This window comes from Limnobacter sp. SAORIC-580 (assembly GCF_013004065.1).
Classification (GTDB): domain Bacteria; phylum Pseudomonadota; class Gammaproteobacteria; order Burkholderiales; family Burkholderiaceae_B; genus Limnobacter; species Limnobacter profundi.
In genome coordinates, this window is sequence record NZ_CP053084.1 from 1,832,476 (window position 1) to 1,856,362 (window position 23,887).

Annotated in this window: 21 protein-coding genes, 1 pseudogene and 1 other annotated feature; of the genes and pseudogenes, 6 read left to right on the top strand and 16 right to left on the bottom strand. The window is 51.5% G+C overall.

Features of this window, described 5'->3' with window-relative positions; all coding sequences use genetic code 11:
• The 3 genes from HKT17_RS08540 to HKT17_RS08550 are packed head-to-tail and all read right to left on the bottom strand — an operon-like array spanning position 1 to position 2,554.
• The gene (locus tag HKT17_RS08540) at positions 1–870 is read right to left on the bottom strand and encodes an alpha/beta fold hydrolase (RefSeq protein ID WP_205882395.1); all 870 of its coding nucleotides are present in this window, start codon (positions 868–870) and stop codon (positions 1–3) included.
• Positions 867–1,646, bottom strand: a complete 780-nt coding sequence (locus HKT17_RS08545; RefSeq protein ID WP_171099312.1) for an SDR family NAD(P)-dependent oxidoreductase — start codon at positions 1,644–1,646, stop codon at positions 867–869. The genes HKT17_RS08540 and HKT17_RS08545 overlap by 4 nt, the downstream gene beginning before the upstream one ends.
• Positions 1,643–2,554 carry an alpha/beta hydrolase gene (locus tag HKT17_RS08550; RefSeq protein ID WP_171099314.1) on the bottom strand — a complete coding sequence of 304 codons (912 nt, stop codon included), beginning with the start codon at positions 2,552–2,554 and terminating at the stop codon, positions 1,643–1,645. The genes HKT17_RS08545 and HKT17_RS08550 overlap by 4 nt, the downstream gene beginning before the upstream one ends.
• Positions 2,555–2,709: 155 nt before the next feature.
• On the opposite strand from HKT17_RS08550, the gene HKT17_RS08555 reads away from it, so the two are divergent.
• From HKT17_RS08555 to HKT17_RS08575, 5 genes are all read left to right on the top strand, one after another.
• On the top strand, positions 2,710–3,519 hold the full coding sequence (locus HKT17_RS08555) for a PaaX family transcriptional regulator C-terminal domain-containing protein (protein WP_171099316.1): 810 nt from the start codon (positions 2,710–2,712) through the stop codon (positions 3,517–3,519).
• Between the two features lie 110 nt (positions 3,520–3,629).
• Positions 3,630–4,460: a metal-dependent hydrolase gene (locus tag HKT17_RS08560; protein WP_171099318.1), complete on the top strand. Its 831-nt coding sequence runs from the start codon at positions 3,630–3,632 to the stop codon at positions 4,458–4,460.
• 202 nt (positions 4,461–4,662) lie between these two features.
• On the top strand, positions 4,663–6,141 hold the full coding sequence (locus HKT17_RS08565; protein ID WP_171099320.1) for an OmpP1/FadL family transporter: 1,479 nt from the start codon (positions 4,663–4,665) through the stop codon (positions 6,139–6,141).
• Positions 6,142–6,219: 78 nt separating this feature from the next.
• A complete protein-coding gene (locus HKT17_RS08570; RefSeq protein WP_146106709.1) occupies positions 6,220–6,603 on the top strand; it encodes a hypothetical protein in 384 nt (127 codons plus the stop codon).
• Positions 6,262–6,378 (top strand) — a sequence feature (AL1L pseudoknot). (Overlaps the previous gene by 117 nt.)
• A 175-nt stretch (positions 6,604–6,778) precedes the next feature.
• Positions 6,779–7,390 carry a TetR/AcrR family transcriptional regulator gene (locus HKT17_RS08575; protein ID WP_105029249.1) on the top strand — a complete coding sequence of 204 codons (612 nt, stop codon included), beginning with the start codon at positions 6,779–6,781 and terminating at the stop codon, positions 7,388–7,390.
• 22 nt (positions 7,391–7,412) lie between these two features.
• Here the strand turns inward: HKT17_RS08575 and HKT17_RS08580 are convergent, their stop codons facing one another.
• The 6 genes from HKT17_RS08580 to HKT17_RS08605 all read right to left on the bottom strand — a co-directional run bounded on the left by HKT17_RS08580 (position 7,413) and on the right by HKT17_RS08605 (position 15,309).
• On the bottom strand, positions 7,413–8,279 hold the full coding sequence (locus HKT17_RS08580; RefSeq protein WP_105029250.1) for an alpha/beta hydrolase family protein: 867 nt from the start codon (positions 8,277–8,279) through the stop codon (positions 7,413–7,415).
• 47 nt (positions 8,280–8,326) lie between these two features.
• Complete coding sequence (locus tag HKT17_RS08585; RefSeq protein WP_240605722.1) at positions 8,327–10,024, bottom strand: CocE/NonD family hydrolase; 1,698 nt, start codon at positions 10,022–10,024, stop codon at positions 8,327–8,329.
• A 603-nt stretch (positions 10,025–10,627) separates the two neighbouring features.
• Complete coding sequence (locus tag HKT17_RS08590; RefSeq protein WP_105029252.1) at positions 10,628–11,869, bottom strand: NAD(P)/FAD-dependent oxidoreductase; 1,242 nt, start codon at positions 11,867–11,869, stop codon at positions 10,628–10,630.
• Positions 11,870–11,903: 34 nt separating this feature from the next.
• Positions 11,904–13,559, bottom strand: coding sequence for a GMC family oxidoreductase (locus HKT17_RS08595; RefSeq protein WP_105029253.1), 1,656 nt, complete (start codon positions 13,557–13,559; stop codon positions 11,904–11,906).
• Complete coding sequence (locus tag HKT17_RS08600) at positions 13,556–14,971, bottom strand: cytochrome P450 (protein ID WP_105029889.1); 1,416 nt, start codon at positions 14,969–14,971, stop codon at positions 13,556–13,558. The genes HKT17_RS08595 and HKT17_RS08600 overlap by 4 nt, the downstream gene beginning before the upstream one ends.
• Positions 14,972–14,988: 17 nt before the next feature.
• Positions 14,989–15,309 (bottom strand): 2Fe-2S iron-sulfur cluster-binding protein, encoded by a 321-nt coding sequence (locus HKT17_RS08605; protein ID WP_105029254.1) that lies wholly within the window; start codon positions 15,307–15,309, stop codon positions 14,989–14,991.
• 121 nt (positions 15,310–15,430) lie between these two features.
• Between HKT17_RS08605 and cypR the strand changes: the two genes are divergently transcribed.
• Entirely contained in the window at positions 15,431–16,474 is a 1,044-nt protein-coding gene (gene cypR, locus HKT17_RS08610) for a transcriptional regulator CypR (RefSeq protein ID WP_105029255.1), read from the top strand.
• A gap of 113 nt (positions 16,475–16,587) precedes the next feature.
• On the opposite strand, the gene HKT17_RS08615 is transcribed toward cypR, so the two are convergent.
• The 7 genes and pseudogenes from HKT17_RS08615 to HKT17_RS08645 form a co-directional block, all read right to left on the bottom strand.
• Complete coding sequence (locus HKT17_RS08615; protein WP_105029256.1) at positions 16,588–17,034, bottom strand: PaaI family thioesterase; 447 nt, start codon at positions 17,032–17,034, stop codon at positions 16,588–16,590.
• A 13-nt stretch (positions 17,035–17,047) separates the two neighbouring features.
• The gene (locus HKT17_RS08620; protein ID WP_205882397.1) at positions 17,048–17,494 is read right to left on the bottom strand and encodes a PaaI family thioesterase; all 447 of its coding nucleotides are present in this window, start codon (positions 17,492–17,494) and stop codon (positions 17,048–17,050) included.
• Between the two features lie 66 nt (positions 17,495–17,560).
• Entirely contained in the window at positions 17,561–18,580 is a 1,020-nt protein-coding gene (locus HKT17_RS08625) for a BtrH N-terminal domain-containing protein (RefSeq protein ID WP_205882398.1), read from the bottom strand.
• Entirely contained in the window at positions 18,581–19,450 is an 870-nt protein-coding gene (locus tag HKT17_RS08630; protein ID WP_105029258.1) for a metal-dependent hydrolase, read from the bottom strand.
• A gap of 144 nt (positions 19,451–19,594) precedes the next feature.
• Positions 19,595–20,491, bottom strand: a pseudogene (locus tag HKT17_RS08635) (DDE-type integrase/transposase/recombinase).
• 105 nt (positions 20,492–20,596) lie between these two features.
• Entirely contained in the window at positions 20,597–21,421 is an 825-nt protein-coding gene (locus HKT17_RS08640) for a formylglycine-generating enzyme family protein (protein WP_105029259.1), read from the bottom strand.
• The gene (locus tag HKT17_RS08645; RefSeq protein WP_171099322.1) at positions 21,414–23,843 is read right to left on the bottom strand and encodes an arylsulfatase; all 2,430 of its coding nucleotides are present in this window, start codon (positions 23,841–23,843) and stop codon (positions 21,414–21,416) included. The genes HKT17_RS08640 and HKT17_RS08645 overlap by 8 nt, the downstream gene beginning before the upstream one ends.
• Between the last annotated feature and the right edge of the window lie 44 nt (positions 23,844–23,887).

Below are 23,887 nucleotides of genomic sequence, written 5' to 3' on the forward strand. Positions count from 1 at the left end.
TTAAATGGTTTGAATGAATTGGTGCAGCAGCGGGAAAACCTCGGTTTTCGCCGCTTCACCACGAATCATCTGGCTGTGTGAAAAGTCTTTGCTGAACCCCTTCTGCACGGTGCACTCATGCCAGGTTTTGGGACCACCCAAAGCCTCATAAATTCGCCTGCAACCCTTGGGCGGCGCTACATCGTCTCGCCCGCCCGCAATCACCAATGAAGGCACTCTGACTTGTTTCAATGCCGCCAGGTAATCGAAACCATCTGCCCCTTTCCATTTGCCACTCAGGTTCCATTTGCACCACTGCACCAGCAGCAAGGTGGGCTCACCCTCTGGCCCAATGGGCACCAGTTTTCTTGGTGTTCGGCCAAACAGGCGGGTCAATGCGCCCAAAGCAGCAACCCGCATTTTTTCTTTCAAATTGGGTGCAGCATCTGTCACCTGCGCGCCAATCAGGCTCAGGCTTTTAATTTGGGAAATTCGTTCGGGTTGCCGGGCCAGCAACATCAGGGCCAGCAAACCGCCACCACTGTGAGAAGTCCAATGCAACTGCGAGTGGCCTGTGTGTTGAACAACAAAGTCAATCGCGACCGGTAGATCATTCAAAGCCGGGTATTCAAAGTTTTGCTGGCGATGCGCAGGCCTGGCTTGTCCATGCCCGCCCCACTCCAATAGCCAGGTATCAAACCCTTGTTCCGCGAAAAACACACCCAAATGTTCCACAGCAAGCTGGTTGGACAAAGTGCCATGGGCCACCACGACAGGCAAGCCCACCGGGTTTGAAGGCTTGTAACGGTGCAGTGCCACATGGCCGCCACCGTGCATGGGAACCAGGTGTGTTTCCTGCTTCATCACTGAAAAACCCTCAATGCCATTCAAGCCACCGGCTTGGAAATGAATTTCACCACCTTGGTGGCCCAACTGCGTGGCGTAAAGCGAATGCTTTGTGCCATGGTCCAGTTCAAGGCACCGTGAATGTACACACGCTGGTTTCGCTTCATTGCGGCATAGCCTTTCACTGCAACATCTTCTGAACTGGGCATGCGTTTGCCTTGCACCAAGGCCGATTTCTGCATGTTCGCTTCAGCCTGAAAACCTGAAGCGGTAGGGCCGGGGCAAAGGGTGCACACGGCAACACCGCTGTCTGCCAACTCTTCGGCCAGAGCCTCGCTGAAGCTGAGCACATAAGCCTTGGTTGCATAGTAAGCAGCCATGTAAGGGCCTGGTTGAAATGCAGCAGTTGACGCCACGTTCAAAATTTTTCCACCGGTTTTCAGCAGATCGGGCATAAAGCCGCTACAAAGTACAGTGAGTGCTTCCATATTCAGGCGCAGCATGCTGGTGGTGTCTTCCACCGGCGTGTCTTTGAACAAACCATAGGTGCCCACGCCTGCATTGTTGACCAGGTAACTGAGTTCAATGCTGTGCGCTTTCACTTTGGCAACCAGCTCGCTGGCTGCATTCGGCTTGGAAAGATCCGAACCAATTACGATCACATCGACCTTGTACTTGCCCATGTAGTCGGCGGCCAGCTCTGCAAGCTTGGCTTCATTGCGTGCACTCAACACCAAAGAAATTCCATCCTTCGCAAAACACTCTGCCAAATGCAAACCAATGCCAGACGATGCGCCTGTTACCAATGCCCATTGCTTCATTCCTGTTCCCCTCTTCTGACAAAATCGGCGATTGCCCACAAGGCCTTGTCGGCTTTTTCAACCAAGGCATTGAACATTTGAAAGTTATGCCACATGCCTTCATGTACAGTGCAGCTTACTTGCACGCCGGCAGCTTTGGCACGCTGCTCAAGCAATAATGCGTCATCCAGCAAAATTTCATCGCTACCCACTTGAATAAACATGGGCGGCAAGTCTTCAAGCTCGGCAAATACAGGCGATACCTTGGGGTCGGCCGGTAGCACTTCGCCACAATATGCGGTTACCCCACGCTGCAATGGCACCACACTCAACATGGGATCGGCCTTGGCCTTGCCTTGAATGGAGGCAGCAGTCAATGTGAGGTCGACGAACGGTGAAATCATCACCAAACCAGCTGGCAGAGGCAGGCCTTCGTTGCGCGCGTAAATGGCCATGGACAAAACGTGTGCAGCGCCAGCGGAGTCGCCGACCAGGGTAATGTCATTGGGATTCACATCAAGATCGAGCAAGGCCTGATAGGCAGCCATGCCATCTTCAAGAGCGGCTGGGTAAGGGTCTTGTGGTGCCAGCCTGTAATCAATCAGGAAAACACGCGCGTTACAACGTACGGCAAGCTCGCTGGCCAAGGGCAAATGGGTTTCAAGCGAGCCCGCAAAAAAGGCGCCTCCATGCATATGCAACAACACTTGGTCAGTGTGCGCATTGGCCGGGCGAACGAGTGCGCACATGCAGGTGCCCAATTCCAGGTATTCAACGCGGGCATCGGGCCGGACCTTGAACAGTGGTGCACCCGCGTTCATGGTGGCCGCCAGCCAACTGAGCGGAATTGGAAGTTTACCGGGCGTTTTGAAGGTGCTGCGCAGTGTTGCACGAACAGCTTTCTCGGCTACAAACTGGATCGGGTTCATGAGTACAGAGTCTCCGAATGTTACAGCGCAACGCAATTTACGCTGTTTTTGTTATTTTTCTTCAATATAGCGAATTTGCAGCAGGCAGCAGAGCAACCCAACCACCCTGCCCCGCAACAAGTTAGACTATTACCTCCAATTTATTAAAAAATCCCGTGAAAACAAACGCTTCCCCAAAACAATTAATTCTTGGCTTGATGTTGGCTGGCAAAGGCCGCCAGGTAAAGGCTGCCCACATTGTGCTGGCTTGCAGCCTGTTTGGAGTTTCCGAAAACAGTGCACGCGTGGCCATGGCCCGCCTGGTTGCTGAGGGTCAGTTGAAATCTGCTGGCCGCGGTATTTACACCTTGGGTAAACAGGCTGCCTTTACTGGGCAAGACATTCAAGGGTGGAACAACCGGCTAACCGCCACCTGCGCCTGGAACGGCAATTTTTATGCCGTATTTACAGCCCACCTAGGGCGCAGCAATCGCAAGCAGTTGCAGCTTCGCGAGAAGGCCTTGGCATTATTGGGTTTTCGGGAATTTGAGCAGGGCCTGTTTTTACGCCCGGCCAATTTAAACCTGGGCCTGGCTGGTATTCAGGAAAAACTGCTGGCGCAAGGCGTTGAAAAAACCGTGCTTGCTTTTGAAATGAAACCAGCCAGCCCGGCGCAAACCAGCTTGATCCAAAAACTCTGGGACATTCGAAAGCTAGAGAAACTGTATTTAAGCCACACCAAGAAGCTGAACGATTGGATGCAAGGCTATTCCCGCATGAAACTTGAAAAAGCCGCCCGGGACGCCTACCTGGTGGGTAGCCAGGCCATTTACGAAGTGCGCCGCGATCCCCTGCTTCCATCAGAATGGATTAACGCTGCTGCACGGCAACAATTCTTTGAAAGCGTGCTGCGCTTTGATGAAACCGGCACACGGGTGTGGCGCGAGTTGCAACTGCGCATTTTGAAAGACGAAGAAGTGATCTAGAAAAGCATTTCATTACACTGCTTTACTTTTAATTCCACATCTGTAATATTACATCAACAACTGTCAACATCATTGATGGTAATGATGTACAAGGCTCTGTGGAGGCTGTCATGCGTGCACCTGTTTCTATTCACCAGAAAGGTTCGAGTTTTCCGGTTCGCCGAATGGATTTTGATTTCTCCAATATCAATCGCCATTTTGTAAACAATGACCCGGCCAGCAGCCACGTGTGGACGGCCTTTCAGGCCTACTTCCCCGAAGGTGAGCAGTTTTTTGTAGATTCCGTGCGGGACGCAAAAAAATGGGTGAAAGACGAAACCCTTTTGCGGGAAATCAGCGCCTTTATTGGCCAGGAAGCCATGCACGGCAAGGAACACCTTGAGGCCAACGCGGAACTGAAACGCCAGGGTATTAACGTAAATGGCTGGGATGCCCGCACACGTTGGGCGCGCAAACGGCTGAACAGCTTACTGTCAGTGAAAGCACGCTTGGCGGGCACCACTGCAGTTGAGCACTACACAGCGGTCATGGCGGAACATCTGATGAAAAGCGAAAGCTTTCATCAAATGATCGTAGACCCCACGATTAAAAACCTGATTTACTGGCACGCCATGGAGGAAAGCGAACACCGTGCCGTGGCCTTCGACACCCACAAAGCTGTGGGCGGCACATATGCACAGCGCGCAATAGCCATGACAATTGTGTCAATTGGCATTGGCCCCGTGGTACTGGCGGCCATGCTGAGCTGCATGAAACAGGACGGCGAGCTTTACAACATGAAATCCTGGTTGAAATTCACCGATCTGTATTTCGGCCGCAAAGGGGTTTTCCGCAAAATGATTCCCGATTTGTTGAAATTTTACAAACCGGGCTTTCACCCCATGCAGGCCAATATGGACGCGCCCATGAAGTTGTGGAAGGAACGACTTTCGCTGGTTTGATAAAAAAAAATTTGAACGATTGATTGAATCTGGGTTACATTTCCGTCAGTATCAATGTTAATCGTTGTAAACATAGGGTCTTTACTCAAGCATTATTCAGTGAGCAGACCCAGTAAAATTTTAAAAACAACCAGCACAAAACTCACGACACTCAAAGCCGGGCGCACAGCGACCCGACACGTCGGAGCCAGGAGACAGACCAATGGTGTTTTTGCAGCAAAGCTCCCTTCGGAGAGCCTGTGCCGTCGCGTTTTCAGTCACGGCATTTTCACTTAGCCAGCAGGCCTTTGCTGGTGGTACAGCCAACGATAATCAAAGCACGATGGGTATCGCCACGGCAGGCGCTGGGCAGGCCGCTGAGGCCTCGGATGCTTCAGTCATCTTTTTTAACCCCGCCGCTCTGACTCGATTCAAGCGCATCGAGGTGTTGAACGTGGCCAGCATTGCCACCTTCGACAACGATTACACCTCCACTCAAGACAACGATGGCCCCCCAACCGACGATGGACGCCAAGGCTCAAACGGTGAGTTCTTTTCCAGAAAAGACGGCTATGACTCAGCCCTGTTTATTCCGGGCTTGTTCGTGGCTATTCCGGTCAGTCCCAAGTTGGTGGTGGGTTTCAGCGCATCGGGTTCTCATGGTTTGTTGACCCGTTATCGCGAAGATTTCCCAGGCCGTGGTTCTGGTCGCGAGAGTGATTTGAAGATAACGCGCTTGAACCTGGGCTTTGGCTATAAACTGACACCAACCCTATCCATTGGTGCCAATGGTTCTTATGAGCGCTACTTTCAATCCATCAAACTGCGTTTGAATTTCCGCGATGCAGTAAGTAAACTAGGCCCCCCAGGCACTACTGCTCTTTTGGATAGCTTGAGTGCCCTAGGACAGGCTCCTCCCATTCCTGGTGAAACAGATGCCAAATTGCGAATTTTAGGATGGGCCTTAAATGCGCAAGCCGGCCTGCTGTGGGAGCCGACGGATCGCACTCGGATTGGTGCGTCGTACCGCCCCAAAACCCGCTTCAACGGCAATCAGGGCGAATTAACAGTTAACGAAAACGCTGACACTGCAGCTTTCCGTGAGTTTCTCAACGGTGGTTTGATTGCAATTGGTGGCCCTTTGCTGGGGGTGAATGGCCCACAAGCCGCCGCCGATCTAGCACCGCAACAGCAAGCACGCCAGAGGGTGATTTTCCCGGATGAGTTTAGAATTTCATTGTTTCACCATTACAGCCCAAAGCTGGACCTAATGGCCACTTACACCTATCAAGACTATACCGAAACATTTTTGCGTTATGAACGGGTTAGTAATGGCCGTGTCATTGAGGACCTACCGCAAGATTTCAAAGTGGCGCATGCTTACAGGATTGGTCTGAATTACAAAGCATATAAGCGTCTGACCTTGCATGCCGGCTACGGCATGGAGAACGGTGTAGTGGGTGACGACTTAAGAGTTCCCATTTTACCTGATAATGACCGCCGTTTCTATGGCCTGGGGGCTAGTTTCACGCCTAGTCGGGATACAACCATCTCTCTGGCGTTTGGCATTATTGACATTGATGCGGGTCAAGTTGGGAATAACAATAAGGTGACTCCAGTAGAAGTGTCCGGTGGCGAATTTAAGGGCATTGCAGACTTGGATGCAGAGTTTTTCTCTCTGGGTCTTACACAACGTTTTTAGGTGTTGATAAAAACACCATTGTGGCAGTAACTTGAAATGGTCGCTTTATGCGACCTTTTTTTTCTCTGGATAAACGCAATGAAACGGAATGAAACGGATGTGAGAGTTGCTGCTGGCCAGTACCTTTTTCGCCTAGGCGGAATTCGACCGCCTCAAAAAGAAATGAGGCGCTTCATCGACGAACATCACCAAACCTTAGGGGTTGAGTCAATCTGCAAGACCTTCCAGACTGCCCCTTCTGGTTATTGGAAACACCTAGCCTGCCAACGCCACCTTGGCTTTGAACTCGGCTTTGAACACGCACCGGCATTGAACCATCAGTGGGCAGCAAGAGCGACAGCCATGACAATGCACTTGCATAGACCATCAATGATTTTTATAAAGCCGAAGTCATTCACCGCAGAAGCAACGATTAATTATTATCAACAAATCGGTCAGCAGGCCAAACAAACCTGCACTTGAGCAAATTGGCCTCTACAAAAACCGGGGCGGTTCAGTTCAGGGAAATTGGAATCACTTCCAATACACAGTGGCGCGTCTGATACTGATGACGGTAAAGAGAATGGCGTTGCAAGGGGCTTCCTGATGTATGTTGGGGTAAAATCAAACTGCTAAAAATAACAATCAGGGGGAGCTTGTGAGGAAAAAGCGTCAGTCTACACCGGTAGCCCAAGCTGACAGACAATTTGTTTTGGCCTCCGCGGCGCGCCTTTTTCGCGAACAGGGTTATGACCGTACCACGGTCAAGGAAATTGCCGAGGCCTGTAACATGCTCCCCGGAAGCCTGCATTATCGCTACCAAACCAAGGAGGACATTCTGGTTGATCTCATGCGTCTGGGCTTGGAGCAAGTATCTAACGATGTCAGCAATGCTGTTGCGGGAGTATCCGAACCCGCTGAACAACTGCGCCGTGGTATCAACGCACACTTACAGTTATTGGTCAGTGGCTCAGATATGGTTTATGTGCTGTTGTTCGAGTGGCGATCCTTACGTGGCAATGCTCGAAAGGAGATGATCAGCCTACGCGATAGCTATGAAGCATTGTGGGCAGCGATGCTGAAGTCACTGGCCGACCAAGGTGTTATTCGCAAGGATGTTGATCTAGACTTGCTGCGATTGATTGGACTGGGCGCTCTAAACTGGGTGGCTACCTGGTTTCGTGACGGTGGTCGCTATTCTCTCGAGGAAATCGGTACTTTCGTTTGGACGATGATAAGCGGTGCCGTGTTAGAAGAGCGTCGAGATTGATTATCGAGTCAGATCGGGACCACTACAAATCACTTTCCAGGAAGAGATAAAGCCCCTGAAGCGACTTCAACGATGTCGGGGCTCTACACCCCTTGTTAATACCTGCCAGGAAAGCATCAATCACCTCTATAGTGTATTTCTCAGTCCGATATGAAAAACCCAGTCCTGCAAAATTCAAATGCGTTGCATCGTCAATGACAGCCAACCATTTGCACCCGGCGGACATATTCTTGAAAGGCTGTGTCCTGTGTTTCCACGAATTACCGCTCAATTCATCATCCCTTGTCCCTGTTATTGATAGCAAAGGCTTTTGTATTGGACTCCATGATTTCGCATTAAAAATTGCACCCTCTCCTTGAGGTGAGAGTGCAATATAAGCATCGAATCGATCCTCACCGCTTAAGTCCATCAAGTTTTTAGCGCCAGCCTCCAACATCACAGTGGCTGCTCCCATCGAATGCCCCAACAGTACCGAAAACCCCGAATCACATTTTTTCTCTGCCCACGATTTGGCAATACCAATGTCGACGAGTCGCTCTTTATAGGCCTTTGAATTGGTAGTCAATTGAATCAAACCATCCTCAAGCCCATGGTCTTTTCGCAAACGGGTCAATGCCGATTTGTCGCTCAGACGATGGGTTGGAATCACGGTTAAAAAAGAGCTTGATGCAAAAAACTCACCGAGATAGGAATACCCTCGCTCATTGCCACCTGCGCCATGCGAAACCACGACAACACCTTTACAAGTTTTTGATGAGGGAGGATAAACATGGGCATTAAGCTGCGCATCGTTGGGTGCAGGGATAGACACAGATAGAACTGATTCGCCCAAAGCCAAAGCATGAAAAACCAACAAAAGGGAGGCAACAATTAGACGCCTTGCAGTCATCCCCAACCTCCCTCTGTCAGTTCAGTAATTAGTGTACGAAAGATGGCTCATTGGCTCAATGCACTTGTTGGTACAACAGGCAACACAATCTTTGAACGATGCTCGTCGCTATTCAATATATTGATTGCACCCAATAAACCACCGAGCAACTGCGGCACTGGTTGCAAACCTTGCGGCAAATTACTTGAATTGATCGACACCTGAAGTTGATGCCCTTTGGGTATAACTGCTGCGGTCGAGAAAATCTCTACTGGCAACAACATTGGTGCACCAGGCTGTACTGGCAACACGGCCTCTTTAGTAAATGGATGCCACGGCTGAATTCGCAGACCGTTCATAAACCTGGATTTTGTGTCATCCACGGCCCGATGTGATGCCGTTAGCAATCCATTGCTGATTGATTTTGATCGACCGGTTGCTGGATCATAACTAGATAGACGGACCGACAATGCAGCCTCCCGGCCTGTGGTGGTAATCCAAACATCTGCGGCGATCGGTCCATTGATATAAAGATCCTCAGTAAGTACCGGCGTTCTGAAATTGGCCGATGGAATCTGATTGAAGGTGTCCTCCGTGTTGCAAGAAATCGGAAGTAAACCAAGAGCCCCTGCTGTCCACTGGCTGGTCGAAGAGGAACAAAGACCGAAAAGCGGCGCCTGGAGAATCACACTGGATGCCTCCATCGCTTCTGCTGGTTCTGGCTTCAACGATTTGTCGCCACGCAGATAAAACTCGGTGGCCTGGACACCTGGATGAGGCCAATCACTGGCTGTCACATATTTTTCATGCCCCAGCACATACTGTGTCACGTTGGGCAACTTGTCCGCGCCTACATCCATGCCTTTTAAGTACTGATCAAACCACATCAACTGAATTTGTTGCAAAGTAGGAACCCCGTCACGAGGCAACCCATCGCTTGGAATTCCGGCAGATTCAATATGCGTCCAAGGCCCTATCAATAGTTTGGCTGTGGTTTGGCCCTTTAACTGCTCAAACCACATGGGCTCGCTTCGTTGGAAGAGGTCACGAAGGCCGCCCACGATGAAAGTGGGCACCTTGATGTTGTCAGCCTGTTCAAGCGGAGAACGGGTTTTCCAAAACTCACCATCAAATGCTGTTTCATTTTCGCCCAAAAGCGCCTTGAGAATTGTTGGCACCTGAAATTGAACAACCCCATTCAATAGGTGCGACACCAACAACTCAATCCCCCGGGCCGGGTCCGTTTGTAAAGCATCAAACGGCACCACGCCAAGCCCGGTCACCAACCCCATCCATAGCGGTATAAAGGTCGGGTTGACTTGTCCTCCAGTGAACACAATGTCTCGGTAACCATCACCAATCGGCACTATTGGAAACGCAGCTTTAACCGCAGGGTGATTTTTCGCAGCCGTTAAAATCGCGCTGATACCCAAATAAGAGACTCCGTACACACCCACTGTTTGGTTGCTCCACGGTTGAGAAATCACCCAATCTACAACCTCGGAATAATCACCCTGCTCTTTCTCCCCGAACGCATCCCAAACGCCCTGTGAATTACCCGTACCTCTCACATCAACAACGACTGTGGCGTAACCTCGCTTCACCATAAATGGATCAGCTCCCCCGATCGCAGGCACAAATGCACCCGCCGCCTTGTTGTAAGCGGTTTGTATCAAAATGGCGGGATACGTTTCAGCGGGAATGGGTTGAGCAGATTCGTTTGCAGGCAAAGTGACTGTGTAGGCCAGTTCAATGCCATCGCGCATGCGAATAAAGCCTTTGGGCAAAGTTACGGTTGATGGGAAATCTTCGGCGCGCTCATAACTAGTCCATTGACCCTCATTTGCCTCAATCACTTGCACCGGTCTGGACTGACTTGACCGGGTGCCCAACATCAAGACGGTTCTCGTCGACTCACTTGATGCAGTTACACCCCCGGTGCTAGCGGGGTTTTCGCTGTCATTGGAATCGGAGGTGCAGGCGAACAGTAGGAAACAGAAAACAACCGTTAACACTTGTACAATTCGGATTGGGATTCGGCTTACATTCATATGTTGTCTTACTAGTTAACATATTATTTACTGAAATGTTGAACAGTCCCGGTTTTCGTTGAGGCCAATTTGCATAAGTGCAGGTATATTCCGCCTACTAACCGATTCGTTGATCGTACTTAAATCTGCGTCGGGAGAAAAGTCTATCAGAGGCACCATCAGTCGATGGCAATTGAACCAATCTTTGCAGACTTCCCTTGTCATGCGAACTGCTCGCCTGCAAAGCTCAGGGGCGAATTTGAATTCGGGTTTGCTGATGATGGCACCATTGTGTCAAACAACGGAGTCTCACAAATCTCAGAGCGGTTCAAAATTTCGTTAGGTAGCTATTAGGAGCAATGTTAGATCCGCATCCGGATTGCTCAATAGTTCAGTATTCAAAATCATACGTCGCTGAACCAGCTGCTTTCCGACCATAAAAGCGATTGGCAAATTTACCGCGTCTACCGCGATGACGCAGCCGTCGCGCAAGTAGAACACCACAAATCCCTTATCCGCCGGGCTACCATGCATGACACGCTGATCATGGCCTTGTGACAAGCCGACCATCTGCAGACGAATGTCATACTGATTCGACCAGAACCACGGCACGCTATCGTAGGGCTTGTCCTCACCCATCAATACTGCTGCGGCAGTACGCGCCTGATCAACAGCATTCGCTACCGACTCCAGCCGTAGTCTGTCTTCAAAAAAAAGATTGCGATGGCGTGTGCAGTCTCCGATCGCCAGAATGGCGGGGTCATCGGTGCGAGTAAACTCATCGACGAGAATACCGCCATCGCAGGTCAGGCCGGCGGCCTCTGCCAGTGCGGTATCTGGTATGACGCCAATCGAAACAAGCACGATATCCGCCGACACCGTGTCGCCATTGGCCAACCGGACCCCGGCAACAAACCCGTGATCCCCGGTTTCGAACCCGGTCACCCCTGTATCCAGTCGTACATCCACCCCGGCATCACGATGTCTGGCATAAAAAAAAGCGGACATCTCCGGCCCGGTAACCCGCTGCATCAGACGCCCGGCAGCTTCCAGCACCGTAACATGGACACCCTTCTTGACTGCGCTGGCGGCGACCTCAAGGCCGACGAAACCGCCGCCGACTATAACCAGACGTTTGCCCGGAACGAGCACCTCACGCAGGGCATCCGCGTCAGCCATGTCATGCAAATAATAAATGCCCTTCAGCTTGGCCCCCGGCGACGTCAGGCGCCGAACCTGTGAGCCAGTGGCCAGGACAAGGCGGTCGTATTTGATCTTACTGTGATCGGATAATCTGACCGTCTTGCTGTCTCGGTCGATCTGATCGACACGCACACCGAGCCGCAATTGATAACCTGCATTTTCGTATACCGAGCGTGGCTTCAGGTACAGTGATTCCTGCTCAACCTCACCGGCCAGATAATTCTTCGACAGAGGTGGTCGCTGGTACGGTGGATGTGGTTCTTCACCGATCAGCACCACCTCATGCTGGTACCTGCCTCGCAGCAAGGCGGCCAAAAGCGCACCTGCTGCATGCCCACTCCCAACGATGACTGTCACCTCTTGCGATTTATTCGCCATGGCCTCTCTCAGACTGATTTATGGGAAAGTTTTTTCAGGCGCCGGATGTCGCGGCATCCTCAAGCATCATCGCGGCGCCCTTCTCGCCGATCATGGTCGCCGGTTGATTGGTATTGCCACCCACCAAGGTCGGCATGATCGACGCGTCGATCACCCGCAGACACTGCACGCCATGCACTCGCAAACGCGGGTCCACCACTGCCAGCGAATCGACGCCCATTTTGCATGTACCGACCGGGTGATATGCCGATTCAGCGCTGCGCCGCACCCAGTCTGCGAGGTCTTGGTCCGACAACAGCGCCTCTCCGGGGGAAACCTCGACATCATGGTGCGGCGCAAAGGCCGGCTGTACCAGAATCTCGCGCACCATTCGCACCCCGCGAACAAGTCGCTCAACATCCGCGGGGTCGGACAAATAGGCGGGATCGATCAGCGGTGCCGCATGGGGATCAGCGCTGTGCAGACCGACTCGGCCCCGTGACAAAGGCCGAAGCCCATAGATCATGACTATGTAGCCATAACCACTCATTGCGGTCTTAATGTCCCGTCCGTGATTAGCGTACAGCATGGGCCCGAAGTGTAGCTGCAGATCGGGAATCGGCTCTTGCGGCCGGGAGCGGATAAACCCGCCAGCCTCGGCGCCGTTGCTGGACAGCACCCCGCGCCGACCAGCCAGATACTGCAGCACGGCCCATAATCCCTTGAGCCAGTAGCTTGGATGCATCGAAATACCCAGACGGGTGCGTGCCCGGGCACGAACAAACACGTCGATATGGTCCTGAAGATTCTGCCCCACCCCTTCCAACGCGTGACGCACCTGAATGCCGTGCCTGTCAAGTTCCTCACGCGGACCGATTCCGGATAACATCAGCAGATGCGGCGAATTGAACGCGCCACCGCAGAGTACGACCTCGCGCGCTGCTCGAATCTGTACTAGGCCCGTCCCGCTCCGATACTCCACACCGACAGCACGTGTCCCTTCGAGCAGTACTCGGGTGACATGTGAACCACTTCGTACAGTCAGGTTCGGGCGTCCTGACGCCGGCTCAAGATAGGCGCGTGCATTGCTGCATCGCGCACCATTTTTCTGATAGGCGTAGTAGAAACCTACACCCTCCTGATGATGGCCATTAAAGTCGCTGTTGTGGCGGTGTCCAGCCTGCTTTGCAGACTCAACAAACACCAGACTAAGGGGATTGGTATAGCGGCGTTCAGCAACATTGAGTGGACCTCCCCGACCATGGAACGGCACATCAAGCGGATTCAATGGCGGCTCGAAATTCTCCGACTTCGTGAAATAAGGCAGCACCTCTTGGTATGACCATCCCTGACAACCCAGTTTCTCCCATTCATCATAATCTTGAGCATGACCACGGATGTAAACCTGAGCGTTGATGCCGCTCGACCCACCAAGCATCTTACCCCGAGGCTGGAACAACGAACGACCATACATATGCCGCTGCGGCTCAGTCTTGAACTGCCAGTTGTAACGACGGCTGAACATGAGTTGCAAGAATCCCAGAGGTATATTCACGAAGGGGTTATGACGACTCTCTGGTCCGGCCTCGAGCAAAAGTACGGAATAAAGACCACTCTCGGACAGCCGGTTAGCGACCGCACAACCTGCCGAGCCAGCCCCAACCACCACGTAGTCAAACTGCTCTGACGCTCGCCCGCCCTGATGGCTCATCTACTCTTCTCCGTCAACTTCACCATCAGCTTTGAATAGCCGCGTACAAAGTTTGATTGAACAAGCTCCGGCTCGCCAACGACTTCGATGTCATCGAAACGCTTCAGCAACTCCTCCCAAAGAATGCGCAGTTGAAGTTCAGCAAGGCGATTACCCATACAACGATGAACGCCATAGCCAAACGACATATGATTTCTTGCATCATGACGGTCGATGATGAATTGATCGGGATTTTCAAATTTTCGTTCGTCACGATTTCCTGATGCATACCACATCACAACACGGTCACCCTTCTTGATGGTCTGACCATGCAGCTCGACATCCTGTGTAGCAACGCGACGCATATGCGCAAGCGGGGTTTGCCAACGGATGATTTCCGAAACCATATTAGGAATCAGCCCCGGATTTGCCTTAAGCTTAACGAATTCTTCGGGAAACCGATTTAGGGCGAGCACGCCACCACTCATAGAATTTCGTGTGGTGTCATTGCCACCGACGATGAGTAGCGCTAGGTTACCAATAAACTCCATCGGACGATTAATCAGGTCTTTGGTGTCCTCGTTACTCTGCATCATGCTAATCAGGTCGAAGCCAACCTTTTCGCCGGCTGCTCGATCAGCTTCTTTGTTGCGCCAAAGGGTTGAGAAGGACCACGCCATATCCGCTGCATCGTCAAACATGACATCTTCATTGGTAGATTCACCACCTGTTGCCGATGACGCACCCGATAATCGATCTGACCAGCCCACAAGCTTATGGCGTTCTTCGTAGGGAAAATCTAGTAAGGTTGCGAGCATCCTAGCGGTTAGTTCTTTCGATACCTTGGGCACCCAGTTGAAAGGCTCATTCAGCGGAAGGCTGTCAAGCACCTCGCCGGTACGGCTACGAATCAGCCCCTCTATTTCTCTCAGATTTTGAGGCGCCACGACGCCTTGAACTGCCCGTCGCTGCTTATCATGCCGAGGCGGATCCATGGCAATAAACATTTCGACGGACAAACCATCCGGGGGATCTCCCAGAACGATTTGAGGCTCCGAGGAAAACAACTGATGATTCTTATCCACATATAAAATATCATCGAAGCGTGTTATCGACCAGTATGGCCCGAACGGGCTATTTTTCTGGTAATGAACTGGAGCCTCGTCGCGCAGCCGCTTGAAATAGGCTGAGCACTTGCCTTGTCGGTAAAGAAACGGATTGCTGGCGTCAATCTCCTCAATGGAAAGCGTAGTAACGTCAGGCAATGGGGATTCGACAAAATGGAGCATAGGGGTTTTAGGCCCAATAGTTTTTCTCTTTGCCTTCATCAATACTTTTAGCGCCCTAATCTGCAAGTTCATGGGCACGATTTTGGCCGTAGCATTAATTACCTTTGTCTGAATCGTGCCACTCATGCTTGATTTCGTTGTCATAAATCGCTCCACTTTTTTCACATCTGGAATTCTGGCAAGTAAACAATCATGCCATCCATTTCTTCAGTAACCTTGACCTGGCAACCAAGACGCGAAGTGTCAGTCCGCTCCGGTGTCATGGATAGCATTTGCTCTTCGACATCCGCGATCTCACCGGTTCTATTGAACCATTGACCGTCAACAACAATGTGGCAGGTGCCGCACGCGCACTCTCCGCCGCAATCCCCGTCAATGCCTGGCACAGCATTGGTGACGGCAATTTGCATCAAAGTAGAGCCCACATCAAGCTTGGCGACATGCTCGGTGCTGTTATGCTCAACAAAAATAATCTTCCCCAACGCTTTTCTCCTTTATCTCTACGAGTGATCATATTATTGATGCATCCTCATGTAGAGGAGGTCATTTCTTGACAAAATAGAGGTCATTTGGAGACAATTTAATTTTACAAGAGCCCTCTCAATGACACATCACACCAAAACAAGTGTCGACTCGGTGAAGAATATTCCGTCCAATTACTCACGGCTTATAGCGCGTGAGCTCGGGCTAACAGCTAGGCAATTGCCGGAATTACTACAAGGTACCGGTCTTAGGGCCGCTCAGCTGTTGAGTGATAACGGTCTGATCACGTCGGCTCAGCAGATACAGATTCTACGCAACGCACTGGCGTTGTCGGGCCGACCGGGATTCGGACTGCGGCTGGGCAGACGCTTGACACCGGCAACTCATGGCACGATGGGCTTTGCTGCCTCCAGCAGCCCGAACCTGCTCAGTGCATTTCAGGCCATACACACTTTCCTGCCCACTCGTGTTGGTGTTATCGAACTGCGTTTGTATGAGACTGAGGATAATCTTGAATGTAGGGTGACCTTCAAGATACAACTGGACAACGATCTGCTTCGTTGCGTGGCAGAGTTGATTGTCACTGTGCTACTTAATTTCGGTGAATTTATTTTAGGCCGTGCTTTGGAAGAGGCAGAGATTGGATTTACCCATGTAGCGCCTGAATACCAAGCGATCTATGCAGAGTATCTTTCCGGACGAATTGATTTCTGCCGCGAACAGTTAACACTCAGATTGCCGATGGCGTTGTGTCTTGAGCCGAATGCTTCAGCCAATCATGAAAGCTATCAACTTGCTTTGCAGCATTGTGAGGTCTTGCTAGAGCAACTTCAAGCGCAGACATCGAGCTATCAGAACCGCCTTAAGAAAATGATGTTATCCCGTCCGCCCGGCACACTAAGTGAGGAAGAAGCCGCCGCTACTCTTTTAATGAGCAAACGCACCCTTGCGAGGAAGCTGAAGAAAGAGCAATCCAGTTTTCGAAAAATTCGTGAGGAAATTCTCTCCAATCAAGCGGCTAGTTATTTGGGTGAAACTACTCTATCGATCGAAGAAATTGCCGTGCTGCTGAACTACCACGACAGCGCCAACTTCAGGCGTGCATTCAAGCGCTGGTTTGGCCAACCCCCCGATGATTACAGGCGTATTGCCAACTCACTTTGATAACGCTGAGGCCCAAGATCACCGCCTCAGACTACTCAGCCGCAAACCACACAGAAGCTGCGGATTGGGGAGCAATTCAACACGGTCGATAGAATTTTCTCTTCAGGGCCGAGCTATCGGGTATAAATAAATCGGCCCATCGCCACCAATGTCTGATTTTGATAGATTTCTACTGATGTGATGATGAATCGTTTGCCTGATCGGATGACTTGAGGCACCGCACATATGGTTCCGGCGAATGCCGGGCGCAAGTAGTCGAAGGTCATACTTTGGCACTGAGGCTCGCTATTAAGATCAAGAATCCCTATAACATGCAAAGCAGCGCTGATCTCACCAAAACTGGCCAAGATTCCACCATGGAAGGTACGCAATAAAGGGTTGCCCATATGCTGATCGCGGAATGAAAGCTGATAACTTACGTCATCAGCCGAATTAACCAGCTTCATTCCTAAAAACCCTACAAATGGATTGTCTTCCAGCAGTTTTGCTTGTGCAGGATTTAACAATGCAACTTTGTCTTCTCTGTCATTACCGACACGCTTTGTACCTACATCAGCCATTAATGCCCGCCTTTTATTGCATAGAAGAATCAAAGCCTGGACCAAGTGTACCCACAGCAAATGACCCAGACACCGTCGCCAAAAGCCGATCATCTCGATTATTTATTGCTCGGCCACGAACATAAGCAATATCATTCTTGATCGCATAGCACTCCACCTCACTGCTTACTGAGTCTCCCGACACAGCCTCTGCGATGAAGTCGACTCGCAGATCTATTGTAGCAATCGCCCTCATATCACCGAGTTTGGAGAATATTGCCAAACCACAATTTGTATCAAGCAGAGTCACGATGACGCCACGATGCATACTACCGTTGCGACCTGTCAAAAACTTCTGGTGACAGATGGTCATCACAGCCTTACCCCCGCAAATTTCCTCTACTTCCACACCAAGTGTATTGAACAGTGGGTGTGAAGCACCGAAAAAACTCTTTGCCATTTCAAGATATCGATCAATCATTCAGCGTTACCTCCAAGATACCTACTCTTGTTCAGGCCATTGAGCAAAGCCGGCCACATTACTTGGTCAAGATTCTGGAAAAATGGAGAGCGCGCTCTCTACGTAGCAATGCTCATTAATGAGAACATGATTTATCGCAGCTTCAATTTTCTCATGGGGAAATACAGAAGCCTCGGAACCCGCTTTAAGCACTGCTGCCAAATCTGACCACGCTGCTGCCGAAGCACGCATTTTCCGAACCAACCCGCCACGCTCCACCTGAGGTAAATGAATCTGCGCCTCCTCCAGGAACTCCGAGTAAATAGTGCGAAAGCCTGAACCACCCGTGCCTCTCTTCTCGATCACCTGATAAGCAAATCTCAGGTTCCAACGCCAGTTCGGATCAGCCGCCCAGCGCGCCAACTCTGCAATCCAAGTATTCAGAGCCGCCAGCCCGCTATGGCGATTACCCCGCATCAGGCTGGAAGCATTGTCAAAGATAGCCCGTCGAATGCTCAAAGGGGATACTTCTGCGTCAATACGCAACGGAGCATACATGTTGCCATAATGTACAAAGGGTTCCGAAGTGGAGAAGCGGGAGTCAGCAAGCTTTTCTAGAGGCACTGGTATTAGACCAGGTCGCTCGGTGTCACTGACGAAAACCTGACTACGCAGCGGATCAATTTGCCAGGCAACGATAGCATGCCCCGGAAAGTGGGTTTTACTGTTGAAATAAGGGAGGTGAAAGATGTCCGTGAGTAACAATGCTGGACGCCCGCTCAGCAAAGCTACATTGAGGGCGTCGCTCGCCCGCGTTTTGTCCTCGAAAACATCCCAGGCAAATGGCACGCCCAAAGTCGAGAATACCTTCTCCTCGAATCCCATGGAGCGAACATGAACGATAAATGGCGTTGACGACCCTGGCACCTCAACATACGTAATGCCAAGCCCAGCGCCAAGACCAAAGCAACAGGCCTCAGTCATAGTCAGACCATGAAACTCCAGCAAATCCCGAATCGCAGAACTACCACAATGCCGCCCAGGTGTATGGCTATGAAACTCTGAGGATGACTTTGCAGTACCCGAGGACGGCTTGATCATGCTCATTCACACGACCTCCTTGACAGCGAGGTCACCGTAGACTGCTGCGGACGCGCGCATTGGATCACCATGTTCACCATATTCTTCCAGCCAAGCGGCCACCTTCTCTGGCATACCGGTTTCCCAAGGATGAAACCCGGGTCGAAACCACGCAAGAAATTCTGGCATCATACAAGTGACAACTCCTCTACGCCCGTACAACCGATTTAGTCCACGCGCTACCACGCCGGGTTTTGTCAAGACACCATCCAGACGCAGCATATTGATAAAGACAGGCGCCACCACCACATGCATTATCAACATTGCTGTCACTAGCGCAGAGACGCGCATCATGTATCCACCTCCAGCTACGGTCTGATAAAGATCATAGGCCACTGCCTTGTGTTCAACCTCCTCCACACCATGCCAGAGAAACATCGCCCGCATAACCGGATCGGCCTCGCGAAGCATGTCAGTGTCTTCCCGTAGCATGGCCTCACCCAGCGTGGCGGTGAAATGCTCGAATGCAGCGGTCATCGCCAACTGATATTTTTTCGGAAGGTACTTTTGAGAAGTTCGAATAAAACGCCGCAGATTTGTGGTGACCCGCTCGACATCTATCCCTTGCCCGGCCATTACATCGTTAAAGCGATCGTGAATGATGCCATGTTGCCCTTCCTGACGAATAAAGTGACGAATATCCTCTCGAAGACGAGATTCGTTCACCTGATCCTGAAAGTGGCGCACTGATTGGATAAAAAAGCGCTCGCCCTCGGGAAAATGCACCGACAAAGCATCGAAAAACCTAGTTAGCACTGGATCACCACCATTCCAGTGACGCTGCACTGCCGAAACGTCAAAGGAAACCTTGCGAGGTCGGATAGGTACGGCTTTCATGCTGAACTCCTTAGGCTGCTTATACTATTTGATCGGAACATCATTTGATAATGATTGGAATTATATTGGTTGACCAACCAAATGTCCATAATTTGATATGCAAGTATTAAAACGGGCTTGAAAGTAGAACGGAGCAGGTCTTGTTTAGTCGGACAGTTTTCGTGGATTTATAATAAAGATCCAGTCCTGCGGGTTAAGCGACCAATGCCGCACTTTGTTGATGAAATACACCTCGCCTGAGGTTTTGTACTCCAAAGCCTGGTGGCCTCGACCGGTATTGTAAAACGCACTGTACTCGTGCAAATATTTTCTTGCCTCCGAGGTTGTTTCGTAGGCCCGAAGGTAAACCTCCTCGTATTTCACTGTGCGCCAGAATCGCTCAATCACCACGTTGTCGCGCCAACAACCTTTGCCATCCATGCTGATTTGAATATCGTGGCCCTTTAGCATTTCAGTGAACTCCAAACTGGTGAATTGAGTGCCCTGATCGGGTTTGACGATCTCGTGCTTGCAGTATTTGGTGATCGCTTCTCGAACCGCTTCGACACAGAAATCAAGATGCATGGTGTTCGACAGCCTCCAACTGAGCACTTTCCTGCTGCACCAATAGATGACTAGGCACAGCAGTTACAGAAAGCCGCGTTTCATCGGAAGGTAGGTGATATGCACAGCACTCAGATCGGGCGATGCGAAGAATCTTGGCCTGTTCGCTCATCGAAAATTCGTAGTTTGTATCAATCATCGCTTTGAGCTCAGCAAACCCACCTTGATGAGCGCACTTTCTAAAAAATCATTCTCCGATGTCAGCTCGCCAATTCTTGCATGCAAAACTTTCACAACGACTGTGGATTCGGCGGGTTTAGTGGCACCAAATGCTGTGGAAGCAGCTTGCAGCAATTCAGCTTTCCACTGGGCAATTTAGGTGGCGTGGTCATCGTATTTCTGGGCAAGCTCGGCAAGTGGTTGTTCGCCTAGAACTGCCTCTAGCGCCACCTCGGCTTTAAACTCAGGCCAGTGGTTTCTGCGTGGTCTGCGACTCATGATTTTTCCTTTCCTGACCAACATTATTGACCCAAAAAGCAGAGCTCTCATCTTTTATCCACCTGTCCAAATTCGCCGAACCTGCTCCTGAAAAAGATTCCCAGCTTACTTGGGTGATGCGTCGTAAACGCAACGAAAACCAATGTGAGAGGTGCTGCTGGCCCCTGCAACTCCGATGCGCGCAGCTGGCCGGTAACGCAAGCAATATTCCGCAGCGCACAGGTGCGAGCCGCCTTTCAGGGCAAACAGAGTGTTCCAATCTTGCTGTGGACTGCATGAACAACAGGTGGCGGGCTCGATGAATCCTGATTGGGTCCATTCCCACACATTGCCTATCATGTCGTGCAAGCCGTGGCCATTGGCAGGGAATTGCCCAACCCGAACCGTGCCGGGTTTACCACCGGGGGCGTAATACCATGGAAATGCGCCTTGCCACACCTGTGCCATGCGCTGGCCATCTGGTGCAAATTCATCGCCCCAGGCAAATTGGGCATTGCGCAAACCGCCGCGCGCCGCAAACTCCCATTCAGCTTCTGTGGGCAAGCGCCCACCCGCCCACGCAGCAAAGGCCTTTGCATCGTCAAGGGCCACATGCACCACAGGGTGCTCGTTGAAATCGCCAGGCAATTCAGTGCCAGGGCTTGGGTCGTGCCAACACGCACCCGGCACCGCTTTCCACCACAGGTCAGAATTGTTCAAAGGCACAGGGCCCTCGGTCATTTGAAACACGTGGGAATGCCCCCGGCGTTCGGCCAGGGTGAGGTACCGTGTGGCCTCCACAAATTCTGCAAAATCTGAATTGCGCACAGGAAAAACATCAATTGCAAATTCACACACCCGAGCTGCGCGCTCGGGGCGTTCCTCGGGATAGTGGCGATTCGAGCCCATTCGAAACTCGCCACCCGAGAGCATTTTGCAGTGCCTAGACATTCAATCCCATTTGGCTTAAGAAGCGCAACATTTCGACCGGATTGACTTTACTGGTGTCCACATCAATTGTCACCTTGCCCAACTTGCCTTGAAAAGGATTGGGGCCTTTGTAGCGGGTTGATACCTGGTTGCCCAGATCAGAACCCACGGTAAAACCATCGTAACTGGTTGAAAACAGCACGCGCTTGAAGGTGTGCCTGGCCACCTGTTGGCCGTTCACAAACAAAGCACCCTCTCCATCAAAAGGGCGGCCAGTCATGCGCTGCTGATACCTGATCTTCAATTTACCCTCGGGCAAAACACCGCTCGATTCCATTCGCTCTACATAAGGCACCAGGCTTTGTTCATAACACAGCTTGCCATTTTGAATGTAAAGCACCCAACCTGCATATTTGGCTCCCTGGGCCAGCAACACGCCATCGCCCGCAACATTGCTGCGTTCACATTCAAGCTCAATGGTGTGCGACAAACCACACACAATGGGCGCCACATCGCGCGCCAAACGCTCAACGGGCGGGTAAAAATCCCAACGCGCTCGCAATCCTTTTTCTTGCCTGTCCTGAACCAAACGAAGTACCAAATTGCGATCATCGAGTGGCAACACATTGTACTGTTGCGCCGCTTGTAACCATTTGCTTTTCAGGCGTTCCACGACCTCTGGGAACTGGTTCGCCAGGTCTGTGCCCTCAGCGGGGTCTTTGCTTAAATCGTACAGTTCCCACACATCGTCTTCGAAAGGTTTTCCACGCGTGTGGCGCGCCACAGCGCGCCAATTGTTCTCCATGTAAGCACGGTGGCCACCCAACTCAAAATACTGCTCGCTTCGGGTTGGGCTTTCGGGTTTGCTGAATGTTGGAAACACACTTTGGCCTTCAATGGGTTTTTGAGGCTGCCCTTTGTACACGGTTGGGCGTTCAACCCCAGTGGCCTCCAGCAAGGTGGGGAACAAATCCACCACATGTACAAAGTTGTCGCGCAATTCGCCTTGCGCAGCAATACCTTTGGGCCAACTCACAATCAGAGGGTCGGCCACACCACCCAGGTGCGCATACTGCTTGTACATTTTGAAGGGAGTATTTGATGCACTGGCCCAGCCCATCGGATAGTGAGGATAAGTCCCCTCTTCGCCCAGTACCTCGTACAACTGCGAGGCCTCTTCAACAGGAATTGGGCGACCAAACGCAGGTGCGAACACATTGGGCGTGCCAGTAGGGGTACCCTCGGGCGAACCGCCATTGTCAGAGAACAGCACCACAATTGTGTTTTCACGAACCCCCAGTTCTTCAAGGCTGTTCATCAAACGCGCAATGTTGGCGTCCATATTGCTCATCAGGCCGGCATACACTTCCATGTAACGGGCGGTAATTTTTTTATGCGCTTCAGGCAACTTGTCCCAACTGTCTGAACCAAAAGAAAGTGGAGGTAGCTCAACTGTGTCGGGCATGACACCCAGCGCTTTTTGTCGGGCAAGTCTTTCGGCGCGAACGATATCCCATCCTTTGTCATACTGGCCTTTGTAGGCATCCCTTTCACGGGCACGAGCCTGCAAAGGCGAATGGGGCCCTGGATAGGCCAAATGCAGGTAGAAAGGCCGCCCTGGCTCAAGTGCCTGCTGGGTACGAATGTAGGTAATGGCACGGTCGGTGAGGTCGTCACATACAAAGTAGTCAGGCGTGTCGGGCGGTTCAACCGGCGCGATGCCGTCGAACAGTTCCGAGGGTTTGAAATAATCGGTGGAGTGCCCTTGAAACCAATAAGCCCGATCAAAACCGCGTTGCGTGGGCCAATTGTCGTAAGGCCCGTTTGCACCGGTGGTGTGCGCATTGTTCAAATGCCACTTTCCACTCAGAAAAGTGGACCACCCTGCCGCTTGCAACACCTCAGCCAAAGTGGCCGCCTCGTGCGTTAAATCACCTCGATAACCCGGGTAACCCGCATCAATGTCGGCCAGCCAACCCATGCCCGCAGAATGGTGATTCAAACCAGTGAGGAACGAGGCCCGTGTGGGCGAACACATGGAGCAGGTGCGAAAGTTGGTGTACTGCAAACCGGTTTTTGCCAAGGTATCGATGGCGGGTGTTTTTATTTCACTGCCGTAACAACCCAAATCGGAGAATCCACAGTCGTCGAGCAAAATGACAACCACATTGGGTGCGCCTTCTTTTGCCTTTGCTTTGCTGGCAGTGGCGGGCCGGGAATCCTGGAAAGACAAGGCCACCTGTGCAGCCTCGCCTTCAGGCAGTGCTTTGGGTGTCATCAATGCACGTGCTTTGGTGTTGGCCACATGCGCGCCAGTGGCAGCCACACCCACAGTGGCTGCACCCACAGCAAGGCCCGACAGGAATGCGCGCCGTTTCAAGCGTTTGGGGGACAAGCCTTCTGAATTGCTGTCATCGTTTTGATCATCACTGTGCTGCGTCATGCTTGTCCCCTATTTGAATTGAATGTGTCTTTTGTTCTATTTCT